Below are 17,410 nucleotides of genomic sequence, written 5' to 3'. Positions count from 1 at the left end.
AATGCGAGGTCTCTTTATTTGGGCACCTTACTGTTGCGTACCGGCGAGCTCGGTGACGTACGCGTCGATCACTGCCTTGAGCTTGTCGGCGAGCGCTTCCTGATGCGCGGCATCGACGCCCTTGAGCTGCAGATCGAGGCGGCCATCGGGGTAGGTCTTCAACTGGCCGATCGCCCGCGAGTCGACTGCGAAGTCGTGGCGAACGCTGTAGCGTGTCCGTCCCGCCTTCTTGTTCGCGTCGCTCTGCGCACGCAGGAAGTTCTCGAGATCTCGAACGGACTTCTTGCGGTCGATCACGGCTGACAGCAGCCGGTCAGCCGTCGGTTCGCCGAGCCGTTCGAAGATCAGCTTGAGGAAATACGCGGCCTGCAGGCCCACGACGTCGTTCGCGCCGGCCATCCGCTCGAGGAGCGTACCGGGCAGCGCATTGAGCGACAGTGTCTTGCTGATTGACGCCTTGTCCTTGCCGATCTTCTCAGCAAGCGTGTTCTGATCGGGGAACACCTTTTCGTCGAGGAGACGTTTCCAGGCGACCGCATCGTCGAAGATCGTCTGGCGCTCGTGATCGTGGTTCGCGCGGTAGGCGATCGTATAAAGCTGCTCCGGCGTGTGATCCGACCGGAACGTCGCGTTGATGTATTCGTCGCCGTTGATGCTCGTAGCGCGCAACCGGCGCTGCCCGTCGATCACGACGAGCTTGCCGGGAAACTCCGGCAGACGCGTCACCTTGATCGGCTCGATCTGCCCTTCCCGTTTCAACGTGAGCGCAAGTTCGTGCAGGCTCGATTCCGAATAGAAAACCCGCGGGTTGAACGGGTTCGGGATGCAATCCTTTACCGCTACCTTTTGAGGTGCACCGAGATCGGTTGCGTCTGACGGTGCCGCCGCGACCAGCTCGAGCGCCGGCATGCCGTTCGCCACGGGTACGGCTGGCGACGGTTCGGGCAACCTGGTTTCCAGCGCTGCGTTTTCCTGCGCGAGACCGCGCAGCAGACCGGCTGCAAGGTGGAGGTTGCCCGTCGCCTTTTTCTCTTTCGATGTGTCTTTAGACATGAGCGGTTCCGGTTGCTCGCGTCGATGCGATGTATTGGGCCATTTCGGTGACCAGCTTCTCGATCTCCGCGCGGGCCTCCTTGAGACCCTTCAGGTACCGATTGTGGTGGTGGATGGTGGTGCCGAGCGCGAACGTCTGGCGATACACCTCGCGTTGGGCGATCTGGCTGTCCAGCAGATGCTCCCCTATTTCTTCAGCCTTTAGAATTTTTAGAATTTCTTCACGCATTTTAGTTTTTCCATTGACGCTATTGAGCATCAATGCGGAAGAAAGGCTGGGGTTACGGACCGCGCGCATGGACTCGATCATGCGGATCATCGCGACGGTGCTGTACAGATCTGCGGGCGATGGCGACAGCGGAACGAGGCAAAAATCGGCGACTTCGAGTACCGACGCAATACGCGGATCCTCGAGGTTGCCGGGGCAGTCGACGACGATCACGTCGAAGTGAGCGTCCTGCTTCTTGATCTCTCCGCCGATGCCGCGACCTGCGGGCGCCAGCGAGAGGACAGTCATTGGAAGGGTGTTCTCTCCGCTCGTGACCCAGCGCACCGACGTGCCCTGCGGGTCGGCATCGATAAGCGCAACCTTGTTCCCGCCGGCCTCGAAGGCGGCGGCAATGTTGACGGAGATGGTTGTCTTTCCAGTCCCACCCTTTTGATTACTGACGGCGATCTTGAAAGCCATTAAATTCCTCCAAGGAGTTTTGCGTAATATATGCAGTTGTTAGAGAAATGTCCAGACAAGATGGTCTTTGCCGCGAAATTCTCTAGCACGATGTTGTTGTCACGTGACAATCGGGCGGATGGCTAACGTTCGATGTGCGTCGATCTGCGCGATACAAGCAATAGAGCAACGACAAACCCCATCACTTAAAACCGAATCGAAATTGCTGGTTGGGGAATTTGGCCTGACGGATGCTATCCGCGGAAAGGCAGTTGAATGCCAAACAATAGGTCGACCCGAACGGAGTGACTCTTATTGCGTCGATGGGAGTGGAGACTGGATGACGCAGAAGCAGTTGTCACGTGACAAAGCGCCAGGCATACGCAAGTTGAAGTCGGTACTGGAGTACTCACCCGATACAAGCAAGTTGCTTAGTTGGGATTGCGTCTGCTTCGCGTGAGGTACTGATAGTGCGGCGAACATTCAGTTGTCACGTAACAACCTCACGCCAGGATCGCGAGGTTCGAAACGGCCAGCGCAGCATATTGGCCGAAAATTTGATTGAAGTTGTTCGCGGTGGAATGGATCAGCAATGATGCGGCGAACACGACGTTACTCGGAGTCTGTCGGCGTGCGCTTGATTGTCACGTAACAACCCGCGCTTGGTCGAAGCTAGACGATGCGACAACATACTGAATGGCAACAGCTGAGATCGACATGATCACGCGCGCCGAATATGTCTCCAACTCGCTAACATCGTCGAGTTCGAATTGCCGGCGTATCGAGCACCTCAATGCAAACGTATTCAGGTAACCGGCTGATTGCTGCACGCCTGATAGCTAACCGAGCGTGCGTTGCACGCCCAACGTTGCACGCCAAAGGCATCTCGGCGACGGAATCGTGCTTTGATATGGCCCTAATAATTCCGCTGCCTGCGATGCTTGCATGCGCGTCACTTTCCCAGGGGCTGCACACTTGTGTTTGTGATGTCACGGCGAAGCGAATGCAAGTGCGCGAAATGGTTGTCCTGGTTGGCTAGCTTCGCTACTACCTGTATCTGGCCAAAGTTCTGTTGAATCGGCCTCCTGAGGCGCAGGCATGAAGGTGCAGAGGGCCACATCGTGAAACAATCGCGAGAAATGGGGTGTGTCAGTAAACGCTTGTCTGATAAGGGTTTACGGGAAATTCTTCACGTTGTTTCACGCATTCGCCGCGCTTTTGGCTAGTGGAAGTGGGGGCGACTGCCAAGGAGCAGCTGTTTGACCCGATGAGGGCGATTTGGTGCCTTGGATGTTTTCAACGATACGTATTTTGTAGTAATTAACACGAATTTGTTGCGCGGCCTCCGATAATACAGGGGTGTACGTGTTGAGACGAGGGGGAGTTGTCACGTAACAACCGCGCATCATGCCCTTGTCGATCGGCGAGTATGTGACGCATCTCAGATGCGCAAACGGTCACAAGACGCCAATAGCGTGTTGTCCGAGCAGTCAGCGATACGCGATGCTTGTTGAGGGGCGACGGCAGGCCGTCCCGTCCCGGCGCGGCAGCACCGAGCACAACCGCCGTCCACCGAGTCAACAATTTGCAGCAATCGATGTGACTGGCAGTTCGACGTTCGAGCGACTGCGAAAATCGTCGATGTCGCGGTGCGGTGAGTTGCCGAACAGGCGACTGCACTTCCGGAAAAACTCGGTCGGACTCTCGCATCCGACACGAAACGACGCTAATGCGGCTGGGAGTCGCTTCGGAAGCATCAGCCAGCGCGCCTCATTCAGACGCTTCCGCGTCTGGTGCTGCAACGGGCCCATGCCAGCGAGTTGGCGAAAATGAAGACGGAGCGTCGAACTGCTCGTCGGGATTTGCGCGGCGAGGTTTTCGACACGCAATGGCTCGTCGTAGTGAGCCAACAGCTATCCTCGCGAGCCATTGCGCTATGTCGGCGCATGGTTGGTGGGTACGCGTTCCCGGTGTCATCGTTCGCAGATTAACGCGGCTGGCACCGGCAGGGCCATCATCGACCCGGGCTGATACGAGTTCTGCTCAGAGAACCGCTCACTAACGAGTTTGGGTGACAGCTCGGTGTATTGACTTCCTCCCCGGCGCCTAAAGACCGGGGATTCCTACTTCTAGCGCACGAAGTCCCGTGCGGGCAATGTTCCTTGCGGCGTTCGTGTCGCGGTTGTGTTCCGTGCCGCAATTGCTGCAAGTCCACTGCCTTATTCCAAGTGCGGCCCTACCTTTCGGACTGCTGGGCGGGATAGTCCCGCAGCACGAGCACGACTGGGTTGAAAACGCTTCGTTGACCTCTGCGAACACCACGCAATGCCCAATGGCCTTGTACTTGAGTTGTGTCCTGAACGTCGTCCACGCGGCATCGAGAACGGACTTGCCGTTCGTTTTAGCCATTGCTTTCGCGCTCACGTTGCCGACGAAGATTGCTGCATGTTTCTGAACCAGCGCCGTCGTTTCCTTATGGATGGCGTCTTTGCGCTGGTTGGCGATACGGGCATGGATCGTCTTGACCAGGCGCTTCTTGTTCGCCCGTTGCGCGATGCCCAGTTTCTCTTCGGCCTGCCGATACCACTTCGGCATATCGAAGTCGGTGCCGTCGCTGTACGCCGCCATCGTCTTCAGGCCCAGGTCGATTCCGAGCACCGACGCTTCGTCCGGCACCCGCTTTTCGTCGAGCTTAACTTTCACGGCGATATTGACGTACCAGCGCCCGCGCGAGTCCTCGTTGAAGCTGCCTGCACCGAGTTCGTACTTCGAAAGACCGTAGGAGTCCCACAAGCCGATATTGATGCCGTTGAAGCGAAGCTGCCCGTTCTTGTAGGTCAGCGCCCGCTTCTTGAACGGAATCCAGCCGAGCGAATACTTCGGCGATTTGCGCTCGCTCACCCGCCAGTTCAGGCGCTGCTTCTTGAACTGCTTCAGGCGGGTAGCGAACTCTTCGCAGACTTGCTGAACCGTTGGCGAACCGACGACAACGCCATCGCACTTCACGAAGCCATTCGTTAGTTTCTGAAGGTCGAAGCCACTGAGCCAGACTTTGGGTCGGTTGCAGTATCGCTTGAGGCTGCGGTACTGGGTCTCGTTGCAGAAATTCCAGACCTGATTCACGTCGCGCGCCATCGCAAGCATTGCTTTCGCGTGCTTGTCTCTGATTCGAAACTTGAGGGTCTTTATGGTTTCCATATCACGAACTATATTGCGTCTTCTAAACTCTCTCAACAGGACAAATGGGGAGGCCACGCAAGATTGATAGCGAATGGAGGCATGGAAGGCATTGTGTCTTCGCCATGCATGTCCACCTGATATTCGTTACGAAGTACCGGCGCAACGTGTTCAAGAAAGAGCACCTGGAAGCGATGCAATTAGTTCTTGTCAACGTGTGCCGAGACTTCGAAGCCGAACTCGTGGAGTTCAATGGCGAGCACGACCATGTACATTTGCTTGTTCACTATCCACCGAAGGTCGCGGTATCAACGCTTGTCGCGTCGCTCAAGGGTGTATCGAGCCGGATGCTGCGGCAGCAGTTCGGCGATTTCCACCCGTGGCTCAAGCGCCGTGGCGTGCTATGGTCGCCGTCGTACTTCGCCGCGTCGTGCGGAGGAGCGCCAATCGAGATTTTGAGGAAGTACATTGAGGACCAGCGATCGCCGCACTAAGGCCCTAAAGCACGCCCGCGGCGTCCGTGCTCTTGACCCCGGATTGAACTCCGGGGCTTCCCGCACATTTGGTGATTTCTAGCAGGTTGGGCTTTCTATTGGAAGCGACATCACGCCGTGCTTCAGAAGCCGGTGCAGAGTTTGCGGCGAAACATCGGGCAACCGCGGATGCTCTCGTGCTGCTTTCCAAGTGATTGCTTCAGTTTTTTTAGTGCTCCAGAACTGCACTAAGCGCAAGCTCGTCGGCGATTGTCTTCAACCGCTTGTCCCGCGTCCAGATCGTTACCCCAGGCTGCAACCTGGCGGAGGCGAGCAACGATGTATCGACATAGCCGATCCCCCGGCTAAACAACTGCTCTTGCTCGATCAGATAGAAGACTTCGTCAGGCGTGGCGACGGGGACGCGTGGCAGATCGTTCAAAGCCCGAAGCACGGTAGAGCGGTCACGCAAACTGCCTAGCGATATTTCGCCGATTACATATGAATGGATCCGGACACGGTGATGGAGCAGAAGGTCGACCATAATTGGCTCTGAATGATCGATGTGATCGATCCACACAGACGTGTCGACGAGGATCATTCATCCTCCTGCCGGCGGCGCGGCGCAGCAGTGATACCCGGTTGACTGCCGCCCAAGGCGGCGAGCCTGCGCGCCGCTTCGCGCTCGATAAGCGCTTTCAACGCTTCGCGCACAAGAGCAGACTTCTCGCTCAACCCGGTATAGTCCTGGGCCCGAGAGACCAAGTCATCGTCCAAAGCGATTGTGGTTCGCATAATTTCCCCCATGATTCTAGGCACGATTACAGCATCATTTGATGCTGAATTGTGTGCCTGATAACCGAGGACACGTCGCAAAGGTATTCCAGAATGTTGTCACGGGCGCAGCAGATCGTCGAGTGCCGAGAGCAACCTGTTCAATGCTTCGTACAAAGGTACGGCGCACGTCGCCGATGAACAGGTTGCGGCCAGCTGGTCGATCCTTGTGATTCGGCTTGACCTGACCATCAGATCGATCATGACCCGCAAGTCGAGTTGCAGTGCGAAGCCACAATGGAGTGTTTCGCGGCTCGCGTCGAGCACATGCGTCGACACGCCATAGCCCGGTCGACAAAGCATCGTTGTTGACGTTCGCGGTCCCGGCGGTCGCACAAAGCCGGGACCACTGGCCGCCATACCCAAGCCGATAAACCTATTTGGCAGCACGCGACGCACAAACCACCGGCCAAAGCGACTTCGACGTACTCGCCTTCTCGACGACCTTGCGCCACCATCGCTCGCCACGATGCGGGGCGGTCAGATCCACCCGTTCGCCCATACGCGGCGTTGACAGCTCGATACCGCGTGCGACGGTCAGCGCCGTCACGCGCTCGAATGGTTCGTGCCATCGGTGCATGGCCAGGTCGAACGTGCCGTTGTGAATCGGCACGAGCCACCGCCCGCGCAGATCGATATGGGCCTGTACGGTTTCTTCAGGCTGCATATGAACGTATGGCCACTGCGGATCGTAGGCACCTGTTTCGATCAGCGTCACGTCGAATGGACCGAGGCGTTCGCCGATTGTCCTGAAACCATCGAAGTAGCCCGTATCCCCACTGAAGAACATGCGCAGGTCGTCATCGACAATCACCCACGACGCCCACAGCGTGCTATTGCCGTCGAACAGGCTGCGGCCCGAGAAATGCTGTGCGGGTGTCGCGGTCAGAGTCAGTCCGTCGATCTCCGCGTTTTGCCACCAGTCGAGCTGGCGCACTTTCGTTGTATCGATGCCCCAGTCGATCAGCCGGTCGCCGACGCCGAGCGGCGTCACGAACACGCCGGTTGTTGCCGCGAGCGACAGCACGGTGTCGCGGTCCAGGTGGTCGTAGTGATCGTGCGACAGGATCACGCCACGCAGCGGCGGCAGATCGGCGAGAGCGATCGGCGGCGCATGGAAGCGCTTGGGGCCGAGGCGGCGGAACGGCGACGCGCGCTCCGCGAATACGGGATCGGTCAGCCAGAATTCGCCGCGCAGCTTGAGAAGCAGCGTCGAGTGCCCGAGCCGGTACAGGCTTCGATCAGGTGCTGCCTCGAGTTGCTCGCGGGTCAGGGAATCGACCGGCAGGGTGCCCGACGGAACGGCTTCTCGCGGCTTGTTGAACAGCATGTTCCACATGATGCGCATCATTTTGCCGACACCTTCGACTGGCCGCGGCGCGACATTGCGGAAACGTTCGCCGTCGTGCTGCGGCGAAGTTGCGGACAGCGCACGGCTGCGCTCCGCAGCGGTATAGCCCAGCGTACGATGAATGAAATCGGGAAGCGATGCCATGGGAATCCATCCGGAGTGAAAGTACACCGATTAGTGTAGTTTGTTTTCGAGAAAAGTAAACTGCCGGGTGTAAAATTTGAGAATGGATACGACTGCCACTCATCAACGTCTGACCGATCGAAAGCGCGCGGCCATCGTCAGCGCCGCGATCGAGGAATTTCTCGCGGCCGGCTACGATGCGACCAGCATGGACCGGATCGCCGCCCGCGCGGATGTGTCGAAGCGCACCGTCTACAACCATTTCCCGAGCAAGGAAGCATTGTTCGCCGCGATCCTGCACAAGCTGTGGGATGCGAGCCACACGGGCATTGCGCCGGTCTTTCGCGACGACGCGCCGCTGCGCGAGCAACTGCTCGAATTGCTGGAGCGCAAACTGCGCCTGCTCAACGACGACGCGTTTCTTGCGCTCGCGCGGGTCGCGATCGCGGCGGGCATCCATTCGCCGGAGCGTGCGCGCGACATGGTGGAGCGCATGGGCGAGCGCGAAGAGGACGTGACGGTCTGGATCCGCGCGGCGGCAACTGCCGGCCGGCTTGCAGTTCCGGATCCGGCATTCGCTTCACAGCAATTGCAGGGCTTGGTGAAGGCTTTCGCGTTCTGGCCTCAAGTGACGATGGGGCAGCCGCCGCTTGGTGAAAGCGCACAGAGGCAAGTCGCCGAATCGGCGGCCGAGATGTTCCTCGCATACTACGAGCGGAACGCGAGCGAAGGCGGGTAGCACCGGTAGCACGCATAGGGCGGAAAAGGCCGACGCTGAAGGAGCGCTATCCCGCGCGAACCGTAACGCGTCGCCCACATCACTTGCGCGATTTCGGCATCCGGGCGTTTCGCCTACATTGGAAGCAACGCGCCGTTATCACGATGCACGTCGCGTGATTACGCAACGCTTCGGCGCTGTCTGGCGCATCTGGAACATATCGACAACACGCCGATGCCGGCACGACTCGAAAGGGCAGACAGTGAGTCACCACGAATGAAGACGCTGTTGATCATCTATCACACGATGACCGGAGGCACGCAGCAGATGGCCGAAGCGGCCGCCGACGCGGCGCGCGAGCAGTCTGGCGTGTCGGTCCGGCTGCAACGCGCGGACGAGACGAGCCCGGACGACGTACTCGCGGCCGATGCCTATCTGTTCGCGACGCCGGAGAATCTTGCCGCGATGTCGGGGTTGATGAAGGACTTTTTCGATCGCTGTTATTACGCGGCGCTCGATCGCGTCAACGGCCGCCCGTATGCGGCGATGATCTGCGCCGGCAGCGACGGGCAGAACGCATTGCGTCAGATCGATCGCATTGCGACCGGATGGCGGCTCAAGAGTGTCGCGCCGGGCCTGATCGTCTGCACCCACGCGCAGACACCCGAACGCATCCTCGCACCCAAGACGATCGGCGCCGAGGATCTCGCGCGCTGCGCGGACCTCGGCGCAGGTCTGGCGGCGGGCCTCGCGCTAGGCGTTTTTTGACCGCGGGGTCGTGCGGTAGCGTCTGTCGCATGGCGTCCGGACGCTGCCGCCACTTCCCATAAACGGCTACCAAACGACAGGACTTTCTTGAGCGCGCCTTGAGGCTGCGCCCCGTAGCTTGGAATGCCACTGCGAGCGGCGCCTCGTCGCTACATGGCGACGCGAGCCGCACGCCACACACACTGCCGTGTCGTCGCAGCTTACCCGTTCAACCTCCCCATTCCCGCGCGCGCCAACGTCGGTGGTCGCGCATGCATCGGTCGGCGAGTCATCGCGACCCGACGACGGGAAATTCCCGCTCGACCACGCGCGCAGCACATCCTTTATATTTCGAACTACGGAACAACGGAGTGCAAACGCTTGCGCGAAATCTGCACCGGACCGCGTAATTCGGGTGCCGCGCGCGACCGACTGATGAACCGCTTACCGCTGATCACATTGACCGTCCGACCGGTCGAATGAGCGATTCAGAAGTGCAAACCTGTTTCCAGTTTTGAAACGCGCTGCAATCGTGCGCACTGCCATTCGCTCGTCAAATCAAGCACATACGCGCAGAGTTCAAGGCTGGCCTGCCGCTTGCTTTAGACGATCCCGTAGCGCTTCAGACCGTGACACATCGTGTGGACCGGTTTTGTTCGACGACCGCTGACCATTGCTTACAATGACTCATACCCCCATCCAGTCCATCCTGATCGCCAATCGCTCGGAAATCTCGATTCGAGTGATGCGTGCCGCTGCCGAGCTGAACATTCGCACCGTGGCGATCTACTCGAAGGAAGACCGTCTCGCGCTGCATCGCTTCAAGGCGGACGAGAGCTACCTGATCGGCGAAGGCAAGAAACCGCTCGCCGCGTATCTCGATATCGACGACATCCTGCGCGTCGCGCGGCTGGCGTTGGTCGACGCGATCCATCCCGGCTACGGCTTTCTGTCCGAGAACCCGGACTTTGCGCAGGCCGTCATCGACGCGGGCATCCGCTGGATCGGCCCCGCGCCCGACGTGATGCGCACGCTCGGCAACAAGGTGGCCGCGCGCAATGCGGCGATCGCGGCCGGCGTGCCCGTGATGCCGGCGACGGCACCTTTGCCGCACGATCTCGAAGAATGCAAGCGACTCGCTGCGACGGTCGGCTATCCGCTGATGCTCAAGGCGAGCTGGGGCGGCGGCGGACGCGGGATGCGCGTGCTCGAAAGCGAACGGGATCTCGAATCGTCGCTGGCCGCCGCGCGGCGCGAGGCGCTGGCGGCGTTCGGCAACGACGAGGTCTATGTCGAGAAGCTCGTGCGCAACGCGCGCCACGTAGAGGTACAGATTCTCGGCGACACGCATGGGACGGTCGTGCATCTGTACGAACGCGATTGCACGGTACAGCGCCGCAACCAGAAGGTCGTCGAGCGCGCACCCGCGCCCTACCTCGATCACGACGGGCGGCAGGCGTTGTGCGAAGCGGCGCTACGCCTGATGCGCGCGGTCGGCTATACGCACGCGGGCACCGTCGAATTCCTGATGGACGCCGATACGGGGCAGTTCTATTTCATCGAGGTGAACCCGCGTATCCAGGTCGAGCATACGGTGACCGAGATGATTACCGGGATCGACATCGTCAAGGCGCAGATCCGCATCACGGAAGGCGGCCAGATCGGCCTCGCCGACGACGAGGCGGACGGCAGCGGCGCGATCGTCAAGCGTGCGGCCGGCGTGCCGGCGCAGCAGGCGATTCCGCTGAACGGTCACGCGCTGCAATGCCGGATCACGACCGAGGATCCGGAGAACGACTTCCTGCCCGACTATGGCCGGCTCAGCGCGTACCGCAGCGCGGCAGGCTTCGGCGTGCGGCTCGATGCGGGCACTGCGTATGGTGGCGCGGTGATCACGCCGTACTACGACTCGCTGCTCGTGAAGGTCACGACCTGGGCGCCGACGGCAGCCGAATCGATCCACCGGATGGACCGCGCGCTGCGCGAATTCCGGATTCGCGGCGTGACGTCGAACCTGCAGTTCCTCGAGAACGTGATCAACCATCCGGCGTTCATCGCGGGCGAGGTGACGACGCGCTTCATCGACCGGACACCGGAACTGCTCGAATTCGCGAAGCGCGGCGATCGTGCGACCAAGCTGCTGCGTTATCTCGGCGAGTTGAACGTGAACGGCAGCAGCGAGATGGACGGCCGCACGCTGCCGGCACTGCCGCTGCCGAAACCGGTGCTGCCGAAGATCGACACCGCAGCGGCAATCCCGGCCGGCACGCGCGACCGTCTGCGCGAACTTGGGCCGGAAAAGTTCGCGGGTTGGATGCTGGACCAGAAGCAGGTGCTGCTGACCGACACGACGATGCGCGATGCCCATCAGTCGCTGTTCGCGACGCGCATGCGCACGGCCGACATGCTGCCGATCGCGCCGTTCTACGCACGCGAGCTGTCGCAGCTGTTCTCGCTCGAATGCTGGGGCGGTGCGACGTTCGACGTCGCGCTGCGCTTCCTGAAGGAAGATCCGTGGGAGCGTCTCGCACTGTTGCGCGAGCGCGTGCCGAACATCCTGTTCCAGATGCTGTTGCGCGGCTCGAATGCGGTCGGCTATACGAACTACGCGGACAACGTCGTGCGCTTCTTCGTGAAGCAGGCCGCGAGCGCCGGCGTCGACGTGTTCCGCGTGTTCGACTCGCTGAACTGGGTCCGCAACATGCGGGTCGCGATCGATGCGGTGGGCGAGAGCGGGATGCTGTGCGAAGGCGCGATCTGCTACACGGGCGACCTGTTCGACGCATCGCGCTCGAAATACGACCTCAAATACTACGTAGGGATCGCGCGCGAACTGCAGCGCGCGGGCGTGCACGTGCTCGGCATCAAGGACATGGCCGGCATTTGCCGGCCGCAGGCGGCCGCGACGCTCGTGAAGGCGCTCAAGGAGGAAACCGGGCTGCCCGTGCATTTCCATACGCACGACACGAGCGGCATCGCAGCGGCGTCGGTGCTCGCGGCGATTGGTGCGGGCTGCGACGCGGTCGACGGGGCGCTCGATGCAATGAGCGGTCTCACGTCGCAGCCGAACCTGTCGAGCGTCGCGGCGGCGCTGGCCGGTAGCGAGCGCGACCCGGGTCTCGATCCGGATCGCCTGCACGAAGCGTCGATGTACTGGGAAGGCGTGCGCCGCTTCTATGCGCCGTTCGAATCGGAGATCCGCGCGGGCACGGCCGACGTGTACCGTCACGAGATGCCCGGCGGCCAGTATACGAACCTGCGCGAGCAGGCCCGCTCGCTCGGCATCGATCATCGCTGGACCGAAGTGTCGCGCGCGTATGCGGACGTAAACCGGCTGTTCGGCGATATCGTCAAGGTGACGCCGACGTCGAAGGTGGTCGGCGACATGGCGCTGATGATGGTCGCGAACGACCTGAGCGTCGACGACGTGCGTAACCCGGCCAAGGACATCGCATTCCCCGAGTCCGTGGTGTCGCTGTTCAAGGGCGAACTGGGTTTCCCGCCGGATGGCTTTCCAGCGGAACTGTCGCGCAAGGTGCTCAAGGGCGAGCCGCCGGCGCCGTATCGTCCCGGCGACCAGATCCCCGCGGTCGATCTCGACGCGGCGCGGGCGCAGGCCGAAGCCGCATGCGAGCAACCGCTCGACGACCGGCAGCTCGCTTCGTACCTGATGTACCCGAAGCAGACCGTCGACTATTGCGCGCATGTGCGCACGTACAGTGACACGTCGGTCGTGCCGACACCCGCTTTCCTGTACGGCCTGCAGCCGCAGGAAGAGGTGGCGATCGACATCTCGCCGGGCAAGACGCTGCTCATATCGCTGCAGGGGCAGCATGCCGACGCGCAGGACGGCATGGTGAAGGTGCAGTTCGAACTGAACGGTCAATCGCGCACGGCGCTGATCGAACAGCGGACGACCGTGCATGCGGGCAAGGAGCGTCATGGCCTGCAGCGAGCCGATCCGGCCAACCCGCTGCATGTGGCCGCACCGATGCCGGGCTCGGTGGTGACGGTCGCGGTGCAGCCGGGCCAGCGCGTGACGGCCGGGACGACGCTGATCGCGCTCGAGGCGATGAAGATGGAAACCCACATCGCGGCCGAACGTGATTGCGAAATCGCCGCCGTGCACGTGAAGGTCGGCGAGCGGGTCGCGGCGAAGGATCTGCTGATCGAACTGAAAGGAGCCGGCTGACAGGTGGGATCGTGGCGGCGGTGGGGACGTGTCCGGGAACCCTGCCGCGCTGCGTATCCATCGCCGGTGATGTGGTGTTTCGCGAGGTGTCGCCAGCGCTCGGGCTGGCGGCGACGAACAGGTTCGGCGGATGCGCGCCGGCTCGGCGCAAATCGACGCAGATCGGGGAAAATGGGCGCAATTTGGCGCTCGCGAACGGCGCCACCGGGCGTTAGTCCGATTTCGCTGCCGATACTGGCTGATGGTGTTCGGGCCATAGCGTCTTCACGAGATCGCGCGACGCACCATATGCATAACAACTGTCGATCTTGACCGGCCTGCCGTTGCTGTCCCGCTGGTCGAGCGACGACGGGCGCACGTCAACCATCGTCTGGAATGCCGCGCTCGCGAGCGGGCCGAGGATTTCATTCAGATGGGTGCAGGTGTCGCAGGACGGCAACCGCTTGCGAACCTCGCTGTTCCAGCCCGGGCCGATGCGCAATCCGACCAGCGCCTGGAGTGTGTCGCCGCCGCCCGGACATGGTGCATAAGGGTGCGAGCTGATAAAGGTGCGCACTTCGCGTACGACCATGTCCATGTCGAAGACCAGCGTCACGCCCATGTCGTGAATCGGCGACCGGGCCGGCACCATTCGGGAACCGCCCGGTGGCATGAAGTCGCTCGTCTTGCGATCGGCCAGGCACGCGGTCACTTCAAACAGGCCGTCGCTGCGGCGGTAGCCGCGCATGTCGATCTGGCGATGATGGATTTCCTCGCGCGTGATATCGTCGCGCACGTCGTTGGGGTGGGGGGCCATGTTGCTACTCCGTGTATTGCATCCGTTCTTCTTGTCAGGGGAGCTCGTTGCGTCTCCGTTGCAACGAGGTGCGGCGGCGCATCGCAGATGACGCGCGCCATCGCGGGCCGGCTCGATCTGCACGGTCGGGGCGCGTCACCGGTTGGCGCTCGCGACATCCCGAACATGCTACGCATTATTCCGGGAATCGGTGACGGTTGCGATGAGACAGGTGAACGGCGATCTCCAAGACGAACAGTGAATGGCGGCGAAGCGGGGACCCGTGGTCGTTTCCGGCATACGGAACGGAGTGCCGGAAACGAGTATGGGGTGCGATCCAGAAACGGGATTCCGTGCCCGAAAAGGGTAGCAGGCACGTCGTGCGGACCTGTTGCATTGCGCGCCTGAACGACGCGATGGCCAGGCGATTTGCACCGCGGACGCGCGAGCGGACGGCGCAATCGGCACGAAACGGACCGAAACGGAGCGATCGTTCGCGATCACGCCATCGTCCCGATATTACGAGGGCGTAAGCACCAGTCAGCCAGCGCGCCCGCGTACCGGTATACTTCACCTCTGCGCTGTATCCGGCATCCCGGCCGGGTGCCTGAAACACGGGGTGTGCGCCAGCCGCTCATGCTGTATCTTCCGCGTCGACGGCGGACGCGCAGAATGCGTCCGTGACGTGCTGCTGCGTGATGCTCAGTATTGCGCGGCACGGTTTCGCGACACGTCGACACGTGCGCGGGAGCGGAGTCGCCGCGGAAGCCACGCCTTACCTATTCCTGGTGGATTGAATTTATGGGTTTTGAACAACTTGCCGAATTGCGGAACCAGCTCGCGGCCAAGGCCAAGCAGGAACGCAACGCCAAGCGATCGCAGTCTGAAGCGAAGCCGTCGTCCGGTGGCAAGCCGTCTTCCGGTGGCAACGCATCGTCCGGCGGCAGACCGTCTGCCGGCGCAAAGGGTCCGTCTGGCGCCAAGGCGTCCGCCGGCGCAAAGGGATCTTCTGGCGCCAAGGCGCATGCCGGCGTGAAGGGCTCTTCCGCCGCCAAGGCATCTGCCGGTGCAAAGGGTGCTTCCGGCGCCCGCGCGTCGACGCCGGTCGATCCGGTCGTCGTTGCGATCGGCAAACTGCAAAGGCGCTTCCCGCTCGCGTTCCCGAAGAACCCGGCGCCGAAGGTGCCGCTGAAGGTCGGCATCTGGGCGGATCTCGCCAACGAAGCGCAGGCGGCCGGGCTGAGCGAAGCCGAGCTGCGTGACGCGATGGCGACCTGGTGCCGGGGCAACCGCTACTGGTCGTGCCTCGTCGAGGACGCGGTGCGTGTCGATCTGCAGGGCAACGAAGCCGGACGGGTGTCGAAGGACGACGCCGCGCGCGCCCGACGACTGAAGGCGCGCCGTCCTGGAAAGGGGCCTGCGCAATCGGCGAAGGCCGACGCGAAGCCGGTGCAGGACGAATCGCAGCAGGTGACGGCCGAGCCGCAGGCGGATGCCGCCGACGTGCAAGCGGCGCCGGTCGAACCGCAAGCGGCAAAAACCGAGTAACGCGGCGCGACGACCGCCGGCGATGTCCACGATCGCCGGCGGTAAGTGCGGACGTGGTCTTTCCGCGATTCCGTACGCCGCAGTGCAAAGCCGATGGTGCTGAGCGCCTCGCATTCAATTCGGATCGCGCCGCGCAGGCAACATGCAGGACACCAAAACGTTGCGGTTCTTTCGCGGCGGGAACACGCCGCACCCCCCGCCGCACCAAACCCGTCACGTAGTCATAAGCGGCGCGCGATGTTCACGCCGCAATCGCCATCAGCGCAGGCAGTTTCGACACGTCGCGCTGTTCGTCGAGATGCCACAGCCAGTCGACGACGCGGCGCGTCTGCTCCGGGTTCCAGTAACCACGCACGCTTTTGCCGAACTTGGTTTCGAAATCAGTGCGCGTCATCGGGTGATGCGGGAAGCCCGGCAGGTCGTCGATTTCCTTCGAGAATCGGCGTCCGTCGTCCGTCACGGCGGTGACGCGATTCGGCGCGTACTGCGGATAGCGTGCCGTCAGTTCCGGGGCTTCGACGACCGTGATCCGTTCGATCAGCGCGCGCAGCTTCGGGTCGCGCAAGGCCGCCGGCGTGTAGCTCGCCGTCGTGATGTCGCCATCGAGCATCGCGCGCGCGACGATATACGGCAGGCTGTGGTCGGCGGTCTCGCTCGTTTCGGGCGCCCACTTCTGGCGGTCCTTGCCGGCGGTGACGTAGCCGACGCGCGTCGTCGCGATCTCGACGCTGCGGATGCGCGAGACGTCGCCGATTTGTGACGCGACGTCGATTGCCGCGGGAATGGCCGTCTGCGTGAGCCCCTGGGCCGGGTAGTACTTCACGATGCAGTCGTTGATGAGAAAGCGTCCGCCGCGCCCGCCGAACCGGCGGGGGTCAAGTTCGAATGCGCCGGAGATCTGCCGGAAAAATCCTGCGTTGCCTTCGAAGATCGGCGAGGGGCCTGTCAAGCCGTCGCGCGCGAGGTTCGTCGCGAAGATCGCGTTGCGTGCGGCGTCCGCGTCGGCGAGCGCCTTCCAGTTCGACAGTTCCTGGATACGGGTCTGGTTGAGCGCCATGTGTCCGTTGATCGCGAGATTCACGGCCTGCACGAGCTGCGGCTGCGTCAACCCCATCAGCCTGCCGGTGGCGAGCGCGACTGCCGGCAGGCTGTAACAGGTGTGATCCCAGCCGCGCGGGCTGATGGCGGCCGCATCCATCAGCCGGCAGTTGATCTCGTAGGCGAGCGCGATCGCGAGGATCAGGTCGCGGCCGCTGCTGCGCTGTGCCTCGGCAACCGCGAGACACGGCGCGACGTTGTCGCTCGGATGTCCGGTCTCCTTGCCGGCATACGCGTCGTTCAGGTCGAAATAGCGCAGCGCGGCGCCGTTCGCGAATGCCGCGAGGTCGGGCGTCGTGCGGCGCGTGGTGCCGACGATCGTCGACGCCCCGCCGCCGGCCGCGAGCGCGACTTGTCTCGCGATGCGGACCGGTGCCTCGTCATGGGCGGCGATCGCACAGCCGAGCGCATCGAGGCAATGCGACTTGACCGTCTCGATGGTCGCTGCGTCGAGATCCGCATAGCGAAGCGACGCGGCGTAGTCGGCGAGCTGGTGGGCAAGATTGTCGGGCGAGCCGGCGGGCATCGAGGCGGCCGGCGTCGCGGGTGTCGTCTGCGCTTGCGCGAGGCAAGGCACGGCTGCTGCTGCGGCGGCGCCTGCGAACGTCGACAGGAAGTGGCGTCGGTTCATGCTGAAATACTCCGGGAATTGAA

The 17,410-nt window shown here is 62.1% G+C and carries 14 protein-coding genes; 5 read left to right on the top strand and 9 right to left on the bottom strand.

Annotated features, from left to right (window positions below; all coding sequences use genetic code 11):
* Positions 1-27 precede the first annotated feature (27 nt).
* The 4 genes from G3N94_RS00710 to G3N94_RS00695 form a co-directional block, all read right to left on the bottom strand.
* Entirely contained in the window at positions 28-1,053 is a 1,026-nt protein-coding gene (locus G3N94_RS00710; RefSeq protein ID WP_205789858.1) for a ParB/RepB/Spo0J family partition protein, read from the bottom strand.
* Positions 1,046-1,741: a ParA family protein gene (locus tag G3N94_RS00705; RefSeq protein ID WP_205789850.1), complete on the bottom strand. Its 696-nt coding sequence runs from the start codon at positions 1,739-1,741 to the stop codon at positions 1,046-1,048. Before G3N94_RS00705 ends, G3N94_RS00710 begins: the two co-directional genes overlap by 8 nt.
* A gap of 1,556 nt (positions 1,742-3,297) precedes the next feature.
* Positions 3,298-3,630, bottom strand: coding sequence for an AraC family transcriptional regulator (locus tag G3N94_RS00700; RefSeq protein WP_241021457.1), 333 nt, complete (start codon positions 3,628-3,630; stop codon positions 3,298-3,300).
* 196 nt (positions 3,631-3,826) lie between these two features.
* On the bottom strand, positions 3,827-4,918 hold the full coding sequence (locus G3N94_RS00695) for a transposase (RefSeq protein ID WP_277398489.1): 1,092 nt from the start codon (positions 4,916-4,918) through the stop codon (positions 3,827-3,829).
* A gap of 44 nt (positions 4,919-4,962) precedes the next feature.
* Here G3N94_RS00695 and tnpA point away from each other — a divergent pair, with 44 nt between their 5' ends.
* Positions 4,963-5,391 (top strand): IS200/IS605 family transposase, encoded by a 429-nt coding sequence (gene tnpA / locus G3N94_RS00690; protein WP_205789846.1) that lies wholly within the window; start codon positions 4,963-4,965, stop codon positions 5,389-5,391.
* Positions 5,392-5,599: 208 nt separating this feature from the next.
* On the opposite strand, the gene G3N94_RS00685 is transcribed toward tnpA, so the two are convergent.
* From G3N94_RS00685 to G3N94_RS00675, 3 genes are all read right to left on the bottom strand, one after another.
* Entirely contained in the window at positions 5,600-5,971 is a 372-nt protein-coding gene (locus G3N94_RS00685; RefSeq protein ID WP_205789839.1) for a type II toxin-antitoxin system VapC family toxin, read from the bottom strand.
* Positions 5,968-6,165, bottom strand: coding sequence for a type II toxin-antitoxin system VapB family antitoxin (locus G3N94_RS00680; protein ID WP_205789837.1), 198 nt, complete (start codon positions 6,163-6,165; stop codon positions 5,968-5,970). Before G3N94_RS00680 ends, G3N94_RS00685 begins: the two co-directional genes overlap by 4 nt.
* Before the next feature lie 415 nt (positions 6,166-6,580).
* Positions 6,581-7,699: an MBL fold metallo-hydrolase gene (locus tag G3N94_RS00675; protein ID WP_205789836.1), complete on the bottom strand. Its 1,119-nt coding sequence runs from the start codon at positions 7,697-7,699 to the stop codon at positions 6,581-6,583.
* 82 nt (positions 7,700-7,781) lie between these two features.
* On the opposite strand from G3N94_RS00675, the gene G3N94_RS00670 reads away from it, so the two are divergent.
* The 3 genes from G3N94_RS00670 to G3N94_RS00660 all read left to right on the top strand — a co-directional run bounded on the left by G3N94_RS00670 (position 7,782) and on the right by G3N94_RS00660 (position 13,335).
* On the top strand, positions 7,782-8,417 hold the full coding sequence (locus tag G3N94_RS00670) for a TetR/AcrR family transcriptional regulator (RefSeq protein ID WP_205789829.1): 636 nt from the start codon (positions 7,782-7,784) through the stop codon (positions 8,415-8,417).
* Between the two features lie 255 nt (positions 8,418-8,672).
* Entirely contained in the window at positions 8,673-9,164 is a 492-nt protein-coding gene (locus G3N94_RS00665) for an NAD(P)H-dependent oxidoreductase (RefSeq protein WP_205789826.1), read from the top strand.
* Between the two features lie 661 nt (positions 9,165-9,825).
* Positions 9,826-13,335, top strand: a complete 3,510-nt coding sequence (locus G3N94_RS00660; RefSeq protein WP_205789813.1) for a pyruvate carboxylase — start codon at positions 9,826-9,828, stop codon at positions 13,333-13,335.
* A gap of 211 nt (positions 13,336-13,546) precedes the next feature.
* On the opposite strand, the gene G3N94_RS00655 is transcribed toward G3N94_RS00660, so the two are convergent.
* Complete coding sequence (locus tag G3N94_RS00655; RefSeq protein ID WP_205789811.1) at positions 13,547-14,131, bottom strand: DUF2889 domain-containing protein; 585 nt, start codon at positions 14,129-14,131, stop codon at positions 13,547-13,549.
* A gap of 780 nt (positions 14,132-14,911) precedes the next feature.
* On the opposite strand from G3N94_RS00655, the gene G3N94_RS00650 reads away from it, so the two are divergent.
* Entirely contained in the window at positions 14,912-15,658 is a 747-nt protein-coding gene (locus G3N94_RS00650; RefSeq protein ID WP_205789959.1) for a ProQ/FinO family protein, read from the top strand.
* A 241-nt stretch (positions 15,659-15,899) separates the two neighbouring features.
* Here the strand turns inward: G3N94_RS00650 and G3N94_RS00645 are convergent, their stop codons facing one another.
* Complete coding sequence (locus tag G3N94_RS00645; protein WP_205789803.1) at positions 15,900-17,387, bottom strand: MmgE/PrpD family protein; 1,488 nt, start codon at positions 17,385-17,387, stop codon at positions 15,900-15,902.
* Between the last annotated feature and the right edge of the window lie 23 nt (positions 17,388-17,410).

The organism is Burkholderia sp. Ac-20353 (assembly GCF_017104785.1).
Classification (GTDB): domain Bacteria; phylum Pseudomonadota; class Gammaproteobacteria; order Burkholderiales; family Burkholderiaceae; genus Burkholderia.
The sequence above is the reverse complement of the archived record's forward strand: the minus strand, read 5'-3'. Positions and strand labels throughout refer to the sequence as shown.